The following is a 16102-nucleotide window of genomic DNA, read 5'->3' as shown; positions in this document are numbered from 1 at the left end:
ATGATTCAAAACCGTTGACAAGCACAGTCGCCAAAGGCACACTGATCGATCCTTTCACGTCCCGCCGATCGGTCCCGTTCATGCGCCCCACTCCCCTCCTCGCCCTCCTGCTTCTCAACACCACAGCCACCGCCTGTGATCGCGTACAGCCGGAGCGGGCGCCCACCATGGCGGCCACTCCGTTCGATTCCGTATTCCGGCTCGCCGATACGCTGACGCCCGAGCAACCCGACAGCGTGCCCATCGGCCTGGTTTCCGGGATCGACTTTGCGCCGGACGGCAGCTTTGTGCTTACCGATGTCAGAAGCGTGCGGGTGATGCGCTACGCGCCTGACGGGCGCCTCCTGGGCCGCATGGGCCGGCTTGGCTCCGGGCCCGGCGAGTTCCAGATGCCCATGTTCCCCAAGGTGGATGATCGCGGACGGGTTCACGTGCTGGACCTGCAGGTACCCAGGATCACCGTCTTCGACGCCGACGGCTCATTCCTTCGCACCGTCTCGACCCTCCATCTGGGGAACCGGATCGGCGAGATGACGGTGCTCCCCGGCGGCGACTACCTGCTGGTTGCGTGGCACGGCCCGACGCGCGACCTGCTGTTCCGCACCGACAGCCTGGGGCGGGTGCGCGACAGCTACGTTCCGCACGCGCAACTCATCCCGGAAGGGGAGCCGGCAAAGCCCGTCTGGGGCAACATGCGCAGCGTGTCGCTGTCCGTTGTTGGCGAGCAGGCGTTTGTGGTCACTGCGCTGTCCGACAGCCTGTGGACCGTGAACCTGCGGGATGGACGCAGCTCGGCGCAGCGAATCACGCCGCCCACGTACGTCACGCCAAAGGCTCCACATGGGGACCTGTCGGCCGAGGGCGCCTTTTCGCGCTGGGCTGATTCGTGGACTTCGAACATCCTGGTTCGCGCGAGCGACAAAGCCGTAATGGCGATGTTCGTCCGCGGAATTCTGATGCGCGGTGACTCGGCGGTCGCTGCCTACCGCGGTCCCGACGGCACGTGGCGGGGGCTGACGAGCGCCCCCATCGTGCTCGCCATCCGGAACGACACCGTTGTCAGTCTGCTGGATCCCAACGCGGAAACAGTGCGCTTTGGCGTTCACGTTCGCCGGTAGATTGGCGGGCGCGTATGCCGCGCGCTCATGTTCAGCACCCTCAATCTCACAGGAGACGGATCATGCTGCGGAATCAATTTGGCCGGCTGACGTCGGGAATCGCGCTCGCCACGCTGATCTCGGTCGGCAGTGCGACGACACAGACCAAGTGCCGTGGGTACAAGACGCGCAGCCCTTTTGGCGAAGTATGCTCCTGGGGATGTGGAGGATCGATTCTATGCAACTGCATCGTGGGCGCGTGCGCAGACGGAACGGTCGTGGTGATCTGATCGCGCAGTCCGCCTATCGAGGAACACGAAAAAGCCCCGCCGCCGGATCTCCGGCGGCGGGGCTTCGTCTCGAGTGTCTCGATGGCGCGGCGGCGGGCTACTCCTCGTCGCCCACTACGTAGGCGCTGACCAGGCGGCCCATGTCCACGAACAGCTGGCGGGTGACCGCCTCCTCTTCGCGCAGCAGGTCCACCAGCCGGTCGTAGCGGCCCAGCATGTCCATGGGCACGTGCACCGTCTCGGCGTGGAACGTTCCCTGGTCGGCGAACACCAGGCGCACGCGCACCGTCTGGCCGGGGGTCTGCGACATCCGTCTATCCTCTCTGGTTCAGCGGGCCTGCCGCAGCCCCGGAAGGCTGAGCAGAAAGATCAGGGTGATCAGGATGGCCGAGATCACGCACCACTGGCACCATGCGTGGATCACGAACGCTTCCAGGTACGTAAGGTAGGCGCTGAACACCACCCCCACCGCCGACATCGCGAACAGCGCCAGCGCCACCCACCGCTCGCGCATGAACCGCGGCTGCACGCCCAGCAGCGCCACGGCCAGGATGGCGACGTAGGCGCCCACGCCCCACGCCGAGACCGGCAGCCCCAGGAAGTACGACCAGCGCGAGGTCTGCACCTTCTCGCACCCGCCGATGGTGCACTGGATGGTGCCCAGCAGCCCCACCTTGTACATCGTCAGGTAGCTGGAGATCAGCAGCCCGGCCAACGCCAGCAGGGCGATGGCCATGCGGCTGAGCGGCGGACTGGCCTCCAGCTCCTCGGCCCCCGTGAGCTCGTCGCCGTGGGCGCCGTCCAGGGCCGCGTCCATCAGCCGGCGGCGCTGTCCGCGGGCGCCGCGGCGGGAGCGGAGCCGGTGGTGGCCGGCGCGGGCGCGGCCGGGGTGGCGCCACCGGCGGCCGGGGCCGCGCTCCCCGCTTCCTGGCGGATCAGCTCGTCCCAGGCGGCGCGGGTGCGGGGCGTCTGCTGCACCTTCTTGCCGTTGATGAGCAGCGTGGGCGTGCTCGTGACGCCCAGCGTGTTGCCCAGCTCGTAGCTCTCCGACACTTCCTTCTGGTACTTTTCGCTGCGCAGGCAGGTGGCGAACGCGTCGCGGTTCAGCCCGGCCTGCTGCGCGTACCCCTCGAACAGGTTCGCCGCCTTGTTGGATTCGGACCACTCGCCCTGCTGGCCGAAGAGGTGGTCGTGGAAGGGCCAGAACTGGTTCTGCTCGTTGGCGCAGCGGCCGGCGCGCGCCGCCAGCATGGCGTTCTTGTGGATCTGGACCAGCGGGAAGTCGTACCAGACGAAGCGCACGGTGCCGTTGTCGATGTGGTCCTGCAGCAGCGGCTCCGAGAAGCGCGCGAAGTCGCCGCAGCCGGGGCACTGGAAGTCGGCGAACTCCATGATGACCACCGGCGCGTTGGGCTGGCCCTTGCTGATGCCGGGCACCCGCTGCAGCTGCGCGGGCGTCATCACCACCGGCGTAAGCGTGGTGGCCGGGGTGCCACCGCCGCCCATCTGCCTGAACAGGAACCAGGCGCCGCCAAGGGCCACCACGCCCAGGACCACGTAGAACAACGGAAGCGAATTACGCCGGGCTTTGGGCGCGGGACGGGGCACGGGTGTTTCTCCGGTCTGTCTCGTTGCGGCGCGCGGTCGCGCGAAAGTAGTGTGGGGCGCGAAATGATAACGGGAGCGCGGCGCCCGGTGCAAGCCGCGCCCGGAACGCTCCTTGCACCCCCGGCACCGGTTTAACGCGACTCTCACGAACGGTTTTCCGATGGACATTCGGCTGGTGCGCGGGCGCGAGTCCCGCGTGTGGCTCTGGGTGGGGCTGCTGGCGGGCCTCTCCATCGCGGTGCTCATCGGCGCCGCGGTCTTTGGCGACCAGACCATGGCGGCCAAGCGGCGGGTGGGCGCCGCCGCCAACTTCGGCGCCGACCGCGCCGAGGTGCTGCCCATGCGCACCGAGGAGTTCGAGACCCTGATCCCGCTGGACACGCGCGAGCTGGGGCGGCTGGTGCACCTGACGGCCACGGCCGAGTCGGTGGTGCGGGCCAACGCGGTGTGGGTGCGCACGCCCTCGGGGCGGCGCATCCTGGTGCGCTTCGAGCCGGACCCGCCGGCGGGGGCGCTGCGGGCGCTGGGGCCGGGCGGGCGCGTGGAGGTGAACGGCTACCTGCAGAAGGTGTCGCGCGCCGAGTTCGACATGTGGGCCGACACGCTGAACGTGGTGATTCCGCGGCCGCGCCCCGGCACCAAGTTCGGCGACGTGCCCGACAGCGGGTTCGCCAAGATCGACTCGCTGTTCATCCGCGACTTCTACGTTTCCGTCCGTCCCGAAGGGCTGCGCCGCGCCCGCACCACGGCCACGCTGCGCCCCGACACCACGCTGGTGCGCTACGACAGCGCCGTGGCCCACGCCGCCGACAGCGCGCGCGCCGACAGCGTTCGCCGCGACAGCGCCGCCCGCACCGCCGACACCGCGACCGCCGGCACGTGAACTGGACGCCCGACGCGCTGGACCGGCTGGAGCGCGCCATCGACGACGGCTCCCGGGTGCGGATGCGCCGCCTGGGGGCCGAGCTGGTGGTGCTTCCCGACCGCCTGCGCCACGACTACGGCGGCGAGATCCTGGTGGGGCGCCACGTGGGCACCGGCGACCGGGTGGAAGTGCCGCTGGACGAGGTGGAGTGGTTCACGGTGGTGGAGTAGGGCGGGGCGGCGGAATGAGGACGGCGAGTTCGGGATGGGGATGCGCGGCGGGCATCACCATCCCGAAATTCGTTTCGGGGACGGGTTCGAACTGCGCCCGCCGGGGTGCCCCTCCCCCGGCCCCTCCCCGTTCGTTCCTCACGGAGAGGGGAGGATTCGATCGCGCTCCGGCGATTCTCCGCGCTTGAGCGTGGGATTCCGCCGGACTCATCCGAGCCAGCCGACGGGCGACGAGCCTTCGACACGGATCAACCTCCCCCGGCAGTTTCGGGTGAGGTGCGAGCCTAAGCGAGCGGAGGGGGCGCCGCGCGGTACACTCTCCGGATCACCGCGAAGCCAGCACGCCTTTCGCCCGCGAAGAACCGTCCGATGCCACCGCCGGGATGGCGAAGGCGCGGCCGGCGCGGCGCTTGACCACGCGGATGGCGCCGGGCACGCCGCACCGCACGCACAGTTGGTCGAACCGCGCGCCGATGCGGGCCTCCGACTCCACCCCCCACCGGCACAGGCGCTCGCGGTACACGTCCAGGTCCGCGGGGCGCGCGCGGCGGAACGCGAACAGCTCCGGGCGGCAGAGGAGGTCGACGTCGGACTCCGGATGGGTGGCGGAGCCTGCGCCGGCGTGCACCCAGCGGCTCCACCAGCCATCGTCTTCCGCCAGCGGCTGCCAGTCTTCGGCGTGGCCCACCAGGCACCGCGAGCCGTCGGGCCCGCTCACGGCCGCCACGCACCAGTCCTGCGCCTGGATCAGCCGGTCGCGCGCGTGCGGCGGCAGCCCGTCGATGTAGCGTCCCAGCACTCCCATCATCCCCTCCCCTCGCACTCGTTCCATCTCGCGGGGCGGCACGGCTTTGCGAAGACCGTTCCACGCCGCCGCGTCCGCATCCGCATCCCTCCGCCTCCCCCTTTGGTACGTGGGATGTAGATTCAGGAGATCTCCATCAGAATACCCACTTCTCGCTCCGATCCCATGCGCATCCACCGCCCCGCCCGCATCGTTTCCGCGCTCCTGCTGGCCGTTGCCGCCTCGACCGCCGCGAGCGCGCAGACCGCGCCCGCGGCGGATGCCGCGCGGGTGACGGCGCTGGCGGACGACTTCGTGCGCGCGTTCGTGGCGTCGTTCCCGGAAGAGGCGCACGTCTCCGGCCTCACCATCGAGCGCCACGACGGGCTGAGCGACAACTCGCTGGCCGGCGTGCGCGCGTGGCAGGCGCGCGAGGACGCGTGGGCCGCGGAGCTGGCGCGCATTGACGGGGCGGCGCTGCGGGGGCGGCCGGAGTGGGTGACGTTCGGAATGCTGCGCGAGCGGCTGGAGGCGTCGCGCGCGGCCCGCGTGTGCCGGAGCGAGCTGTGGCCGGTGAACCAGATGTCCGGCTGGCAGGTGGGATTTTCCACCATCGCGGCGCTGCAGCCGGTGGGCACGCCCGCGCTGCGCGAGCAGGCGCTGGCGCGGTGGCGGCGGATGCCCGACTACCTGGACAACGAGCTGGCCAACCTGCGCGAAGGGGTGCGGCTGGGATACACCACGCCCCGCCGCAACGTGGAGCTGGTGATCGAGCAGCTGGACGCGCTGCTGGGCGCGCCGGCGGAGCAGGGCCCGTTCTGGTCCCCGGCGGAACGCGATTCCACGCCGGAGTTCCGCGCCGCCTGGGCCGCCCTGCTGCGCGGCCAGGTGATGCCGGCCGTGGCGCGCTACCGCGCGTATCTCGCGGACGAGTACCTGCCGGCGGCGCGCACCACCGTGGGCGTGGGCGCGCTGCCGGACGGGCGCGCCTGCTACCAGGCTTCGTTCCGCGCCTTTACCACGCTGGACCGCGCGCCGGAGGAGACGTTCGCGCTGGGTCAGCAGCGGGTGGCGCGCAACCAGGCGGAGGCGGTGGAGATCGGAAGGCGGGCGTACGGCACGGCGGACCTGGACTCCATCCGCGCGCGGACCACGGCGGACGGGTTCGCCTCGCGGGACGAGATGCTGGCCTTTGCCAACGCCGCGGTGGACCGGGCGCGGGCGGCGGTGCCGCGGGGCTTCGGCGCCATGCCGCGCGCGGGGGTGGTCATCGCGCCCCATCCGCCGTTCCTGGAGGCGACCGCGTCGGACCAGTACTTTCCCGCGGCGGAGGATGGAAGCCGCCCCGCGGAGTACCGCATCAACCTGGGCAAGGCAACCACCAGCTCGCGCGCGCAGGCCGAGATCACGGCGTTCCACGAAACGTATCCCGGCCACCACCTGCAGATCGGGATTGCGCAGGAGCTGCCGGGGGCGCACGTGGTCACGCGGCTCATCTCCAGCGGCAGCTTCGTGGAGGGATGGGCGCGCTACGCCGAGGCGCTGGCGGAGGAGATGGGGCTGTACACCAGCGACGCGGCCCGCGTGTCGCGGCGGATGTGGCCCGCGCGGGGGATGGTGCTGGACCCCGGCATTCACCTGTTCGGCTGGACGCCCGAGCAGGCGCGGGAGTACATCGTGCGCAGCGGGCGGATGGGCGCGCACGAGGCCGACGCGCTGGTGGACCGCGTGGTGGCCTGGCCCGGCCAGCTGACCGCGTACGACACCGGCGCGCTGGAGTTCTTTGCCCTGCGCGAGCTTGCCGAGCGCGAGCTGGGCCCCCGCTTCGACCTGCGCGAGTTCCACGAGGTGCTGCTGCGCAACGGCGCCGTGACGCTGCCCATGCTGCGGGAGAGCGTGGAGGCGTGGATCGGGGAAAGGAAGTAGTGCGGAAGTGCGGGAGTGCGGGAGTGCGGGAGTGCGGGAGTGCGGGAGTGCGGGAGTGCGGAAGTGCGGAAGTGCGGGAGTGCGGGAGTGCGGGAGTGCGAAAGTGCGGGAGTGAAACGCCCCCGCTCTCACGGTGAGAGCGGGGGCGTTTCGAGAGCAGAATCCTGGTCGAGCGTGGTTGCGGACGCGCAGGTGTTTCAGGCGCCGCACACGTCCGGGCCGCCGAGTCCGCGCAGGCGGACTTTGCGTAGTTCCAGCGGCGAATTCATTCGCTCCAGCGGGCGGACGGCACGGTTCCGTTTAGAACCGGAAGGAACATCATTCGCTCCGCGCGCTCCCGCGCAGGCTGTAACCTGTCCCCTGTCCCCTATCCCCTATCCGCTAGTTGCTCCCCGGCAGCACCACCACGATGGCGCCGGCGACGCGGCGCGAGCCCAGGCCGGGAAGGGTGTTGCTGGCCGTGGTACCATCCAGGAACCGAAGCGACTCGGCGTAGCCGGGCGACATCTGCCGCAGCGCCTCGAGCCCGCCCAGCTGCGTGCTGTTCTGGTACACCACGTAGCCGCCACCACCACCCCCGAAGTTGCTGGCGTTGCCGCCGCGCAGCCACGCCGGGCGAATCCGCTGCACCACCTCGTACAGGTTGGTGGCGCCGCTTTCGGCCATCTCTTCCTTGGTGATCACGTCGCGGCGGCGGCGCGGCTCCCGGCGGCGCTCCACCTGTGTCTGCGCCGCGGCGGCGGGCGCGGCCTGCACCTGCGGGGCCGGGGCCGGCTCCTGCGTCTGCGCGGCGGCGGTGTCCACCGCGGCGAACATGGCAAGGGCGCCGGCGACGACGAGCGTGCGGGAAGCTATGGTCTTCATGGACGTGGCTTTTCGTTGAGGTCCGTGTGGGGCGGGCAATGGAATCCGCACCTCCTGAACGCAAATCCCAACCGCTTGGAACCCGCGGGGGACGCCAGAGTTGCCTGGCTCCCGCGGCACCAGTACGGCGGCGGCACACAGAGGTTTCAATCCACCGACACCCGGGGGACAAATTTAATCCGGAGCTCATCCTCGCGCAAAAGGAAAACCGGATAGCTGCCAACGCCCCGCACGACTGCTTTCTGACGGAGGCGCCGATCGGCAACCCGGCCGTACCATGCACTCTGGCGCCGACCAAAGGATCTCGCCGGCAGAACCGAGGGGCTGGCTCCCGCACCCGGGAGCCAGCCCCTCGACGAGGCAGACGAAGTCCTTCGGTCGCGCACAATGGGTCGTGCGACTTCTGGTTACACGCGGCGCGCTCCCTGAGTGGAAACCTTCCCGGCCTCGCGCCGGACTGTCATTTCGAAGGAGGCGCCACACGGCACCCTCCTCTCACCGGAATCCTTGCGCGCCGACTGAGAAATCTACTCGCCCCAAGCGGGTGACCCATCGCGCGCCACGGCACCGGCCCTGTCCGGCCGCGGCGCAATCGCGAGTCTTCCGCGGGCTGCCGCGCCCACCCTCCAGCAACCCGACAGTAGATTCCTCGGCCCTGCAACCTGTCGAGCGAACGGCAGGCGCCAGCGTGGCCGGGCCTCGGAATGACAGCCGGTTTTCATCCTCCCGGAGTGCGCTTCGCGCCGAATGACTCGGGACCGGAGTCTCGCAATCCCTCGGAAACCCTGTTCTTCAGGAGCGTCGCCTCAGTAGGCCATCAGCGCGTGGACGGGAAGGCCAGGGAGCGCGGCGCGGCCGTTCAGGAAGGCGAGCTCGATGACGAACGCCACCTCGGCGATCTGGCCGCCCAGCTCGGCGACCAGCTCGGCGGCGGCGCGGGCGGTGCCGCCGGTGGCCAGCAGGTCGTCGATCAGAAGCACGCGCTCGCCGGGACGCACGGCGTCGCGGTGCATCTCGAGCGCGTTGGTGCCGTACTCCAGCGCGTACTCGCGGCTGATGCACTCGGCCGGCAGCTTGCCCAGCTTGCGGATGGGGACGAACCCCACCCCCAGCGCCAGCGCCAGCGGCGCGCCGAACAGAAAGCCGCGCGACTCGATCCCCGCCACCAGGTCGATGCGCTGGTCCCGGTAGCGTTCGGCGAGCGCATCCACCACCTGCCGCAGGCCGCCGGGATCGCGCAGCAGGGGGGTGACGTCGCGGAACAGGATGCCCGGCATGGGAAAGTCCGGCACGTCGCGGATGAGCGCCTTGAGGTGCTCCATCAGGCCCGTCCTGTAGGGTGAAAGGGGAACGCGGGGGATGCGTGGACGGCGCCCAATCTAGCGCGCGCCCCGGCGCATCGACAAACCGGCGGCGTTGACCGGCCGGTGCGGGCGCCGTATCGTGCCCTGCGGAGCCGCACGTTCACCCGCCTGGGACCCCCATGCTCTTTCACAGCATCACCGAGGGCATTCGCGTCACCGTGACGCCCTTCTACCTGGACCGGCAGTCGGACCCGGGGGAGCCGCGCTTCGTGTTCACCTACCGCATCCGCATCGAGAACGTGGGCGACGTGGCCGCCACGCTGCGCTGGCGCCACTGGTACATCCACGACGCGGCGGGGACGGACAGCGAGGTGCAGGGCGAGGGCGTGGTGGGCGTCGAGCCCGAGCTGCGCCCCGGCGGCGTGCACGAGTACGAGAGCTTTTGCGTGCTGCAGGGCCCCGAAGGCCACATGGAGGGATACTACGTGATGGAGCGCCCCGACGGGTCGCAGTTTCGCGCGGCCATCCCGCGCTTTCTTCTTCGCACGATCACGGCATGAGGCACGCGTTCTTTCTGGCGGCCGCGCTGGTGCTGGCGGGGTGCGGCGACGGCGGCACGGACAGCAGCAACCTGCCGCTGCGCCTGACCGTGCAGCCCTCCGGCCCGGTGAACCCCGGCGACAGCCTGCGGATGACGGCGCACCTGGTGAACCCGGGGCGCACGCCGGTGCGGCTGGAGTTCGACGACCAGTGCCAGGTGGTGTTCTACGTGATGGCGCCCGACAAGACGGTGCTGCACCCGGCGGGCGGCGGCGCCAGCTGCATGGGCGGCCCTACCGTGCTGGAGCTGCCGGCGCGCGACTCGCTGCCCTTTTCCGACGTCTGGCTGGTGGCCTCGACCTTTGCGCGGGAGCACACGGCGTACGCGGTGCTCTGGGAGCATTACGAGGCCGTGGGCGGCGAGCGCGAGTACGAGAAGGGGCACCGCTCCAACATCGTCACGTTCAGCCTGGCGGCACCGGCGCAGTAATACCAGATCCTGGAAAAGAATGATCGTACAGAGGAACAGAGTCAGACAGAGGAAACGAGATCATGCTTCCACTCGCTTTCTCTGTCTGACTCTGTTCCTCTGTACCCCAAAGCTGTTGTTTTTCTGGATCTGGTACAACCGGATTCCACCCAAGCGGACGCGCCTACGCCGCGCCGGCCGGCGCGGCGGCGGGGGCGGCGCGCAGGTTGTGGCAGGTGACCGTGTCGGTGCCCTCCAGGTCCGCGCCCGTAAGATCCGCGTCGCCCAGGTCGGCGCCGTTCAGCGTGGTGCCGCGCAGGACGGCGGCGTTCAGGCGCGCACCCTCGAGGTTGGCCTCTGTAAGGTCGGCGCCGCTGAAGTCCGCGCGCTCCAGCCGGGCGCCGTCCAGGTTGGCGCGCGCCATCCGCGCGCCGATGAAGCGTGCGCCGGCGGCGCTCGCGTTGGCCAGGTCCGCCGTCTCCAGCCCCGCGCCGCTGAAGTCGGCACCGTCGGCGCGGGCGTGGCGCAGGTTGGCGCCGTCGAGCTCCGCGCGCTGCAGCCGCGCGCCCGTCAGGTCCGCGCGGCCCAGCGCGGCCTCGCACAGGCGCGCACCGGTGAGCGTGGCCTCGCGCAGGTTGGCGCGGGTGAGGTCCGCCCCGGTGGCGTCGGCGTCGGTAAGGTCGGCGCGCTCCAGCACCGGCGGGCCCTGCGCGCCGGAAACGGTGGTGTTGGCGTCGCGCAGGATGGCGCCGGCCAGGTTGGCGCCGGTGAAGTCCGCCTCCTGCATGCAGGCGCCCGTCAGGTTGGCGCGTGACAGGTTGGCCCCGGCGAGCGACGCCCGGCTGAGCTCCGCGCCGGAAAGGTCGGCGCCCGACAGGTCCAGCCCGGAGAGGTCCGCCCGGCTCAGGTTGGCGCCCGCCAGCGAGCGCCCGCCGCCCCGCAGCCGCGCCTCGACCTCCGCCCGCGACAGGGCGGGAGACGCGGGCGAGGAGGATGCGCCGTCGCCCCTGAAGATTCCGGAGATTCGATCGAACAGCTGCATGTGGGCCTCCCGGTGAGCCGTGGGCGGTGCCGCCGGGGAAGCGGCGGCGGAAAGGCTCGACCGGCGCCCCAGGGACGCCGGTGCCGATCACGGATGATCTCGCCGCACGCTTCGTTCCGTCAGGATTATTCCCACTCCTCGGGTAGGGAAAACTCCCACAGCGCCAGGTCGATGGGGATGATCCACATCAGGCCGATCATCCCCGCCCCTCCCCTGGATTCGCCGCGAACGGCGACACGCTGTCCCGCCGCGCGACAGCGTTCGTCATCATCCGCAGAAACGAGAAGGCCTCACGCGGAGACGCGGCGGCACGGAGAGATGCTTCCTCTCCGCGCCCCCGCGTCTTGCGTGAGGCCCGTCTTTTCCAGGGTGCGGATCAGCTGTTGGCCTGCTCCAGCACGGCTTCCATCTGGATGTCGACGCCGGACAGGGCCTTGGAGACGGGGCAGCCTTTCTTGGTGGCTTCGGCGGCCTGCTGGAAGGCGGCGTCGTCGATGCCGGGCACCTGTGCGCGCACGCGCAGCTTGATGGTGGTGATCTTGAAGCCGTCTTCCACCTTTTCCACCGTGCAGGCGGCGTCGGTGTGCACGCGCGTGGCGGGCGTGCCCGCCTGCTCCAGCCCCACCGCCAGCGCCATGCTGAAGCACGCGGCCTCGGCGGCCGCCAGCAGCTCTTCGGGGTTGGTGCCGCCGGAATCGCCAAACCGCGAGCCGAACGAATAGCTCGCGTCGATGGCGCCGCTCTCGCCGCGGAAGCTTCCCTTGCCCTCCCGAAGTCCCCCCTCCCACGTCGCGCTCGCGTTGCGTGTAGGCATCCTGCCCCTCCCTGTCCCGTGGTTCGCCGTGATGATGTGCGGATGTCGGTCTCCCGCCCGGTGAACCTACACGACGCGTGCGCCGGCGACCAGACGGAGGGGCGGGATGCCGGCGGAATGCCGGCGGAATGCCGGCGGAATGCCGGCGGGGGAGCCGGGATCGGCGCGAACGGCGGGGGGCCCCTCCCCCGGCCCCTCCCCGTTCGTTCCTCACGGAGAGGGGAGAATTCGAGCGCGCGGCGGATGGATCACGCTGCGTCCGCGGGCGCCCCCTCCGGCTCGCCTAGGCTGCCACCTCCCCCAAAACTGCTGGGGGAGGTTGGGGGTGCCGACGGATCCGCGCTCTGCGACTTACATCGAACTGCGCCGGACGGGGGCCCCTCCCCCGGCACCTCCCCCCTCGTTCCTCACGGAGAGGGGGAGAATTCGAGTGCACGGCGGATGGATCACGCTGCGTCCGCAGGCGCCCCCTCCGGCTCGCTTAGGCTCGCCACCTCCCCCAAAACTGCTGGGGGAGGTTGGGGTGAGGATGGGGCGCGGCTCGGTGACTGGACTCGCGTTGCGCCGGACGCGCCCCCCCGGCCCCTCCCCCCCCTCTCGTTCCTCAGGGAGAGGGGAGAATTCGAGCGTGCTTCGGAGAGCCTGTCGAGCGCGTCACCCTTCCCCGCGCTGTTTGCGGGGGAGGGCCGGGATGGGGCCGCGGGCGGACGCAGTGAGATGCTTACGCCTGCTGCACGTCGGTCGTCGTGGGGCGGGAGGGCGGCACCTCGTCTTCGGGAAAGGCGCTGCCGTCGGCGGCTTTCTGGGTGATCTCGGCCAGCCAGGGGGGCGGGGTTTCGCTGTGCTCGGCGTACAGGATGTTCAGCGTGTCCAGCAGCGAGTGCAGGGCGCGCTCGCGCCGGTCGGGCGGCAGGTCGCGCACCAGCGAGCCCAGCGCGGCGGCAATGCCGTCCACGGTGAGGTCCGCGCCCAGGTTGGCGCGCTCGCGGTGTAGCCAGTCGAACAGCTTGCGCCGGCTCTTCTGGTACGGCATGCCCCCGGCCAGGAACTTGTCCAGGCCGCTGGGGCTCATCCCCACCTGCCGCGCAACGGACCGCAGCGAGGTGGCCTGCACCCGGATGGTGACCGCCTCGCGAAGGCGGCTGATGGAGGTTGGCGGACGATCGGTCATGCGTGACCCTCGCTGTGCGATAGTAGCCATTGTGGACGTGAATCCCCGTAAGGCTACTTTGTCCACTATCAGAGCGCAAGGCCAGTGGCTGTGCGCCTCTTGGCGCATGTGGGGCGGTCATGTTAGGGTGTAGACTGGCCGCCCGGCCACGCTTAGAATGAGCCTCAACGCCGGGCGCGGCTCTGGCGCGATCATGCCCACACTCATAACCCGACGCACTCCGTCAGGAGGCTCCATGCCCGCCAGCCCGCTACGCCCCGGCCATGCCCTTCGCGGCGCGGATTTCACGTCTCCGCTCACTATTCCTGGCGGAGAAGTGGCGGGCACGGAGGTGGTGCGCGAGCTGCCGGCGGAGCTGGCGCTGACGGTGTGGCAGGTGCTGCGCAGCGTGCTGATGTGGGCTGCGGAGATCCCCGCCCAGCGCGGCGACCTCTTCGAGCCACGGGCCATGGAGCAGTGGGAGCGCGAACTGCTGGAGGGCACCTTCGACAAGGAGTTGCGCTACCCCCTGGCCGTCATCGTCGGCGAGTTGGCGGCGCTCGAGTCCGCCTCGCCCGAGCAGCTGGCCCACGCGTGCCTCTGCGTCACGGAATGGGGCCTCGCCCGCAACGCCACGCGTACGGCGCTCGCCTACACCGAGGCCGCGGCGCTCTGCCGTCCCGATCAGCCGCGGTTTGCGTGGATGGCCGGACGGCTGCTCAGGACGCACGGCTTTCTGCGCGAAGCCGAGCAGTGGATCAAGCGCTCCGTCCGCGTCGCCGCGAGCATGGGGGATTGGGAGACGCAGACGCTGGGGCTGAACAGCTTGGGAAACGTGTTTTATGAGGCAGGCAACTACCCGATGTCCGGGCGCACGCTGCGGGAGGCGCTGCGGGTGGCACGTAAGCATCGGTATGTACAGCGGGAAGGTGAGATTCTGCACGATCTATTCGTCCTCGCGACCTGGTGCGGAAAACTGGAGGAGGCGGAACAGTTTGCACGTGATGCCTACGAGATTTACCGGCACGGCCACCACCGTCTTCCCGCCCTTGCTCATGACGTGGCCGTTCTCTGGATGAAGCGGGGGCACTTCTCCCGCGCGCTCTTCGTTCTGAGGGAACTACCTGCGTATATCACTGCTCCGGAAGAGCGAAGCCGTGTGTATGCGGTACTGGCGCGTGCAGCCGCGGCGTGCGGCCACGAGCGGCTTTTTCTGGAAGCATGGAAGGAAGCCTGGGACTTCTTCGAGGATCCAATCGCTGAAAGGCGGGCTGCTCCAGACCTTGTAGAACTCGGACTCGGAGCCTCCAGCCTCAACAAGTGGGAGATGGCGGAATCCGCCCTCAATCGCGCGCTTCTTCTCGCGGAAAGAACTGGCGAGGCGGATATTCGCATTCGCGCCGAGACTGCACTTGCGGCGGTATCGGCCCGGCGCGTGGCGGAGCACGAACAAAGCCTTTCCGATGCCCGCCTAGAACCCGAAGAAGATCGGTTCGCATCGGGCTTTCTCCTGTCTCTCCAGAAGCAGGAACACAGCGCCGCGGCGGCATGAGCCAGGGCCGGCACGTGTACTACGCGCCGGCCCTCGTTCATCAGTTCCCCGAGCCGAGACTGCCGCCGCCGCGCTGTGTTCCCGTGGTGTCAGACCCAGCCGCCCCGCTGCCCGAGCCCAGCATGCCACCGCCGTCCTGCGTCGCGTCGTTGCCGGACCCGATCGTGTTGCCGCCGTCCCTGTTCCCTGAGCCGAGCGAAGCACCACCGTCGAAGCTGGCAGAGCCGGCCTGGGCGGGCTCGGTGGGGGCGGAGGTGGAGCAGGCGGAGAGCAGCAGGGCGGCGGCGAGAGCGGAAAGGCGCAGCGACTTCATGGATTCATCTCCTGAGAACGGAATACGGGGCAGGGTTGCCGTGGCTGGAATGTTGTCCGCTTTGCCTGCGGGTCAACGCGACCCCCGTCGCAGATGACCGCTCTTGCTGCGCCACTATTTCCATCCTTCCCCGCCAACCTGCGTCCAGTGCTGGTGATGGAGCCGGCGCTGCTCCCCCTGTTCTCCGCGGCCGGCGAGCCCTTCCGCGTGATGGGCGACGTGGCGTGGAGCGAGCTGGACGCCGCGCTGCGCCGCGCGCCCGCCACCACGGTGGTGGTGGTGGACCCGTACGCCGGCACCCACCCGGGCGACTGCTTTCCGCGGGTGCGCACCCTGCTGCGCAGCTTTCCCTCGGTGCCGGTGGTGGCCGCGCTGCAGATTCGCCCCGAGATGACGGGCGACGTGGCGATGCTGCTGGAGTGGGGGGTGAGCGAGGTGGTGGCGCTGGGGCCCGAGAGCACCCCGCGCGCCCTGTCCGCGCGGCTGCGCCTGGCGCACGCGCGGCCGTTCAAGCGCGCGCTGGAGCGGTCGCTTTCGACGTACGTGAGCCTTGAGGCGCGGCAGATGCTGATGGCGGCCGCCGAGGTGGCGGCGGAGGGCGGGCTGGCGCCGGAGCTGGCGGCGCGGCTGGGAGTGACGCCCCGCACGCTGACGGTGCGGTGCGCGCGGGCGGACCTGCCGGCGCCGCGGCAGGTGCAGGCATGGATGCGGATGCTGCTGGCGTGCGTGCTGCTGGACGACCCCGGCCGCACCGTGTACGGCGCCGCGTACGCCAGCGGCTACCAGACCGAGCGGTCGCTGCGTCGGGCCATCACCGCGTTCCTTGGGATGGACAGCACCACCCTGCGCAAAGCCGGCGCCTTCGCCACCGCCGCCGAAGCCTTCAACGCCACGCTGCGGGATGCCCGGGAAGCCGCCCGCGAGCGGAGGGATAGGTGACAGGTTACAGGGGACAGGTTACAGCGGGCATTGTTTCCGCCGGTTGCGGAGCCGGGGCGTGGCAGGCACCTGCTGCCAGCCAACCGCCGCCAGCCCGCGAAGGCGGTCTTCGTGTGGTTGTTGCAGCGAATTCATTCGCCCTTGCAAGCTTTGCAGGTCCTGCAGGCCGCTTGCCGCCCACCCACACTCCCCTCGCGGAACGAGCCCACCCGGCACGCAGATGCCCGGGCAGGCTGTAACCTGTCCCCTATTCCCTATTCCCTATTCCCTATTCCCTATCTCCCAGCGGAACCAGCCCACCCGGCGCGCAAAGGC

18 protein-coding genes are annotated in these 16102 nt (G+C 70.2%); 8 read left to right on the top strand and 10 right to left on the bottom strand.

Annotated features, from left to right (window positions below; translation table 11 throughout):
- Nucleotides 1-80: 80 nt before the first annotated feature.
- The gene (locus VGC13_RS06765) at nucleotides 81-1118 is read left to right on the top strand and encodes a hypothetical protein (protein WP_331124465.1); all 1038 of its coding nucleotides are present in this window, start codon (nucleotides 81-83) and stop codon (nucleotides 1116-1118) included.
- 366 nt (nucleotides 1119-1484) lie between these two features.
- On the opposite strand, the gene VGC13_RS06760 is transcribed toward VGC13_RS06765, so the two are convergent.
- Genes VGC13_RS06760 through VGC13_RS06750 form a run of 3 tightly spaced genes read right to left on the bottom strand, consistent with a single transcriptional unit; the run spans nucleotide 1485 to nucleotide 2995 of the window.
- The gene (locus VGC13_RS06760; protein WP_331124464.1) at nucleotides 1485-1697 is read right to left on the bottom strand and encodes a hypothetical protein; all 213 of its coding nucleotides are present in this window, start codon (nucleotides 1695-1697) and stop codon (nucleotides 1485-1487) included.
- Nucleotides 1698-1715: 18 nt separating this feature from the next.
- Nucleotides 1716-2204 carry a vitamin K epoxide reductase family protein gene (locus tag VGC13_RS06755; protein WP_331124463.1) on the bottom strand — a complete coding sequence of 163 codons (489 nt, stop codon included), beginning with the start codon at nucleotides 2202-2204 and terminating at the stop codon, nucleotides 1716-1718.
- Entirely contained in the window at nucleotides 2204-2995 is a 792-nt protein-coding gene (locus tag VGC13_RS06750) for a DsbA family protein (RefSeq protein WP_331124462.1), read from the bottom strand. Before VGC13_RS06750 ends, VGC13_RS06755 begins: the two co-directional genes overlap by 1 nt.
- Nucleotides 2996-3155: 160 nt before the next feature.
- Here VGC13_RS06750 and VGC13_RS06745 point away from each other — a divergent pair, with 160 nt between their 5' ends.
- A complete protein-coding gene (locus VGC13_RS06745; RefSeq protein ID WP_331124461.1) occupies nucleotides 3156-3878 on the top strand; it encodes a hypothetical protein in 723 nt (240 codons plus the stop codon).
- The gene (locus VGC13_RS06740; protein WP_331124460.1) at nucleotides 3875-4090 is read left to right on the top strand and encodes a hypothetical protein; all 216 of its coding nucleotides are present in this window, start codon (nucleotides 3875-3877) and stop codon (nucleotides 4088-4090) included. The genes VGC13_RS06745 and VGC13_RS06740 overlap by 4 nt, the downstream gene beginning before the upstream one ends.
- A gap of 325 nt (nucleotides 4091-4415) precedes the next feature.
- On the opposite strand, the gene VGC13_RS06735 is transcribed toward VGC13_RS06740, so the two are convergent.
- Nucleotides 4416-4895, bottom strand: a complete 480-nt coding sequence (locus VGC13_RS06735) for a hypothetical protein (RefSeq protein WP_331124459.1) — start codon at nucleotides 4893-4895, stop codon at nucleotides 4416-4418.
- 165 nt (nucleotides 4896-5060) lie between these two features.
- Here VGC13_RS06735 and VGC13_RS06730 point away from each other — a divergent pair, with 165 nt between their 5' ends.
- A complete protein-coding gene (locus tag VGC13_RS06730; protein WP_331124458.1) occupies nucleotides 5061-6800 on the top strand; it encodes a DUF885 domain-containing protein in 1740 nt (579 codons plus the stop codon).
- 381 nt (nucleotides 6801-7181) lie between these two features.
- On the opposite strand, the gene VGC13_RS06725 is transcribed toward VGC13_RS06730, so the two are convergent.
- Nucleotides 7182-7664 carry a hypothetical protein gene (locus tag VGC13_RS06725; protein WP_331124457.1) on the bottom strand — a complete coding sequence of 161 codons (483 nt, stop codon included), beginning with the start codon at nucleotides 7662-7664 and terminating at the stop codon, nucleotides 7182-7184.
- A gap of 806 nt (nucleotides 7665-8470) precedes the next feature.
- A complete protein-coding gene (locus VGC13_RS06720) occupies nucleotides 8471-8986 on the bottom strand; it encodes an adenine phosphoribosyltransferase (protein ID WP_331124456.1) in 516 nt (171 codons plus the stop codon).
- A gap of 161 nt (nucleotides 8987-9147) precedes the next feature.
- On the opposite strand from VGC13_RS06720, the gene apaG reads away from it, so the two are divergent.
- Entirely contained in the window at nucleotides 9148-9528 is a 381-nt protein-coding gene (gene apaG, locus VGC13_RS06715; protein WP_331124455.1) for a Co2+/Mg2+ efflux protein ApaG, read from the top strand.
- Nucleotides 9525-9998, top strand: coding sequence for a hypothetical protein (locus tag VGC13_RS06710; RefSeq protein WP_331124454.1), 474 nt, complete (start codon nucleotides 9525-9527; stop codon nucleotides 9996-9998). Before apaG ends, VGC13_RS06710 begins: the two co-directional genes overlap by 4 nt.
- Before the next feature lie 163 nt (nucleotides 9999-10161).
- Here the strand turns inward: VGC13_RS06710 and VGC13_RS06705 are convergent, their stop codons facing one another.
- The 3 genes from VGC13_RS06705 to VGC13_RS06695 form a co-directional block, all read right to left on the bottom strand.
- Nucleotides 10162-11019 carry a pentapeptide repeat-containing protein gene (locus VGC13_RS06705; protein ID WP_331124453.1) on the bottom strand — a complete coding sequence of 286 codons (858 nt, stop codon included), beginning with the start codon at nucleotides 11017-11019 and terminating at the stop codon, nucleotides 10162-10164.
- A 376-nt stretch (nucleotides 11020-11395) separates the two neighbouring features.
- On the bottom strand, nucleotides 11396-11833 hold the full coding sequence (locus VGC13_RS06700) for an OsmC family peroxiredoxin (RefSeq protein WP_331124452.1): 438 nt from the start codon (nucleotides 11831-11833) through the stop codon (nucleotides 11396-11398).
- Nucleotides 11834-12554: 721 nt separating this feature from the next.
- Nucleotides 12555-13004, bottom strand: a complete 450-nt coding sequence (locus VGC13_RS06695) for a hypothetical protein (protein ID WP_331124451.1) — start codon at nucleotides 13002-13004, stop codon at nucleotides 12555-12557.
- 235 nt (nucleotides 13005-13239) lie between these two features.
- Between VGC13_RS06695 and VGC13_RS06690 the strand changes: the two genes are divergently transcribed.
- Nucleotides 13240-14535: a hypothetical protein gene (locus tag VGC13_RS06690; RefSeq protein ID WP_331124450.1), complete on the top strand. Its 1296-nt coding sequence runs from the start codon at nucleotides 13240-13242 to the stop codon at nucleotides 14533-14535.
- Between the two features lie 40 nt (nucleotides 14536-14575).
- Here the strand turns inward: VGC13_RS06690 and VGC13_RS06685 are convergent, their stop codons facing one another.
- Nucleotides 14576-14848: a hypothetical protein gene (locus tag VGC13_RS06685; RefSeq protein ID WP_331124449.1), complete on the bottom strand. Its 273-nt coding sequence runs from the start codon at nucleotides 14846-14848 to the stop codon at nucleotides 14576-14578.
- A gap of 93 nt (nucleotides 14849-14941) precedes the next feature.
- On the opposite strand from VGC13_RS06685, the gene VGC13_RS06680 reads away from it, so the two are divergent.
- Nucleotides 14942-15787: a helix-turn-helix domain-containing protein gene (locus tag VGC13_RS06680; protein WP_331124448.1), complete on the top strand. Its 846-nt coding sequence runs from the start codon at nucleotides 14942-14944 to the stop codon at nucleotides 15785-15787.
- The last annotated feature ends 315 nt before the right edge of the window (nucleotides 15788-16102 follow it).

Origin of the sequence: Longimicrobium sp., from assembly GCF_036399255.1 — a bacterium.
GTDB lineage: Bacteria > Gemmatimonadota > Gemmatimonadetes > Longimicrobiales > Longimicrobiaceae > Longimicrobium.
The sequence above is the reverse complement of the archived record's forward strand: the minus strand, read 5'-3'. Positions and strand labels throughout refer to the sequence as shown.

What these genes read in the sequence shown, in the direction of transcription:
- VGC13_RS06700 (WP_331124452.1), bottom strand. Translation starts at nt 11,833, where the DNA reads ATGCCTACACGCAACGCGAGCGCGACGTGGGAGGGGGGACTTCGGGAG.
- VGC13_RS06725 (WP_331124457.1), bottom strand. Translation starts at nt 7,664, where the DNA reads ATGAAGACCATAGCTTCCCGCACGCTCGTCGTCGCCGGCGCCCTTGCC.
- VGC13_RS06690 (WP_331124450.1), top strand. Translation starts at nt 13,240, where the DNA reads ATGCCCGCCAGCCCGCTACGCCCCGGCCATGCCCTTCGCGGCGCGGAT.
- VGC13_RS06680 (WP_331124448.1), top strand. Translation starts at nt 14,942, where the DNA reads ATGACCGCTCTTGCTGCGCCACTATTTCCATCCTTCCCCGCCAACCTG.
- VGC13_RS06735 (WP_331124459.1), bottom strand. Translation starts at nt 4,895, where the DNA reads ATGGGAGTGCTGGGACGCTACATCGACGGGCTGCCGCCGCACGCGCGC.
- VGC13_RS06695 (WP_331124451.1), bottom strand. Translation starts at nt 13,004, where the DNA reads ATGACCGATCGTCCGCCAACCTCCATCAGCCGCCTTCGCGAGGCGGTC.
- VGC13_RS06720 (WP_331124456.1), bottom strand. Translation starts at nt 8,986, where the DNA reads ATGGAGCACCTCAAGGCGCTCATCCGCGACGTGCCGGACTTTCCCATG.
- VGC13_RS06765 (WP_331124465.1), top strand. Translation starts at nt 81, where the DNA reads ATGCGCCCCACTCCCCTCCTCGCCCTCCTGCTTCTCAACACCACAGCC.
- VGC13_RS06685 (WP_331124449.1), bottom strand. Translation starts at nt 14,848, where the DNA reads ATGAAGTCGCTGCGCCTTTCCGCTCTCGCCGCCGCCCTGCTGCTCTCC.
- VGC13_RS06755 (WP_331124463.1), bottom strand. Translation starts at nt 2,204, where the DNA reads ATGGACGCGGCCCTGGACGGCGCCCACGGCGACGAGCTCACGGGGGCC.
- VGC13_RS06760 (WP_331124464.1), bottom strand. Translation starts at nt 1,697, where the DNA reads ATGTCGCAGACCCCCGGCCAGACGGTGCGCGTGCGCCTGGTGTTCGCC.
- VGC13_RS06730 (WP_331124458.1), top strand. Translation starts at nt 5,061, where the DNA reads ATGCGCATCCACCGCCCCGCCCGCATCGTTTCCGCGCTCCTGCTGGCC.
- VGC13_RS06745 (WP_331124461.1), top strand. Translation starts at nt 3,156, where the DNA reads ATGGACATTCGGCTGGTGCGCGGGCGCGAGTCCCGCGTGTGGCTCTGG.
- VGC13_RS06705 (WP_331124453.1), bottom strand. Translation starts at nt 11,019, where the DNA reads ATGCAGCTGTTCGATCGAATCTCCGGAATCTTCAGGGGCGACGGCGCA.
- apaG (WP_331124455.1), top strand. Translation starts at nt 9,148, where the DNA reads ATGCTCTTTCACAGCATCACCGAGGGCATTCGCGTCACCGTGACGCCC.
- VGC13_RS06710 (WP_331124454.1), top strand. Translation starts at nt 9,525, where the DNA reads ATGAGGCACGCGTTCTTTCTGGCGGCCGCGCTGGTGCTGGCGGGGTGC.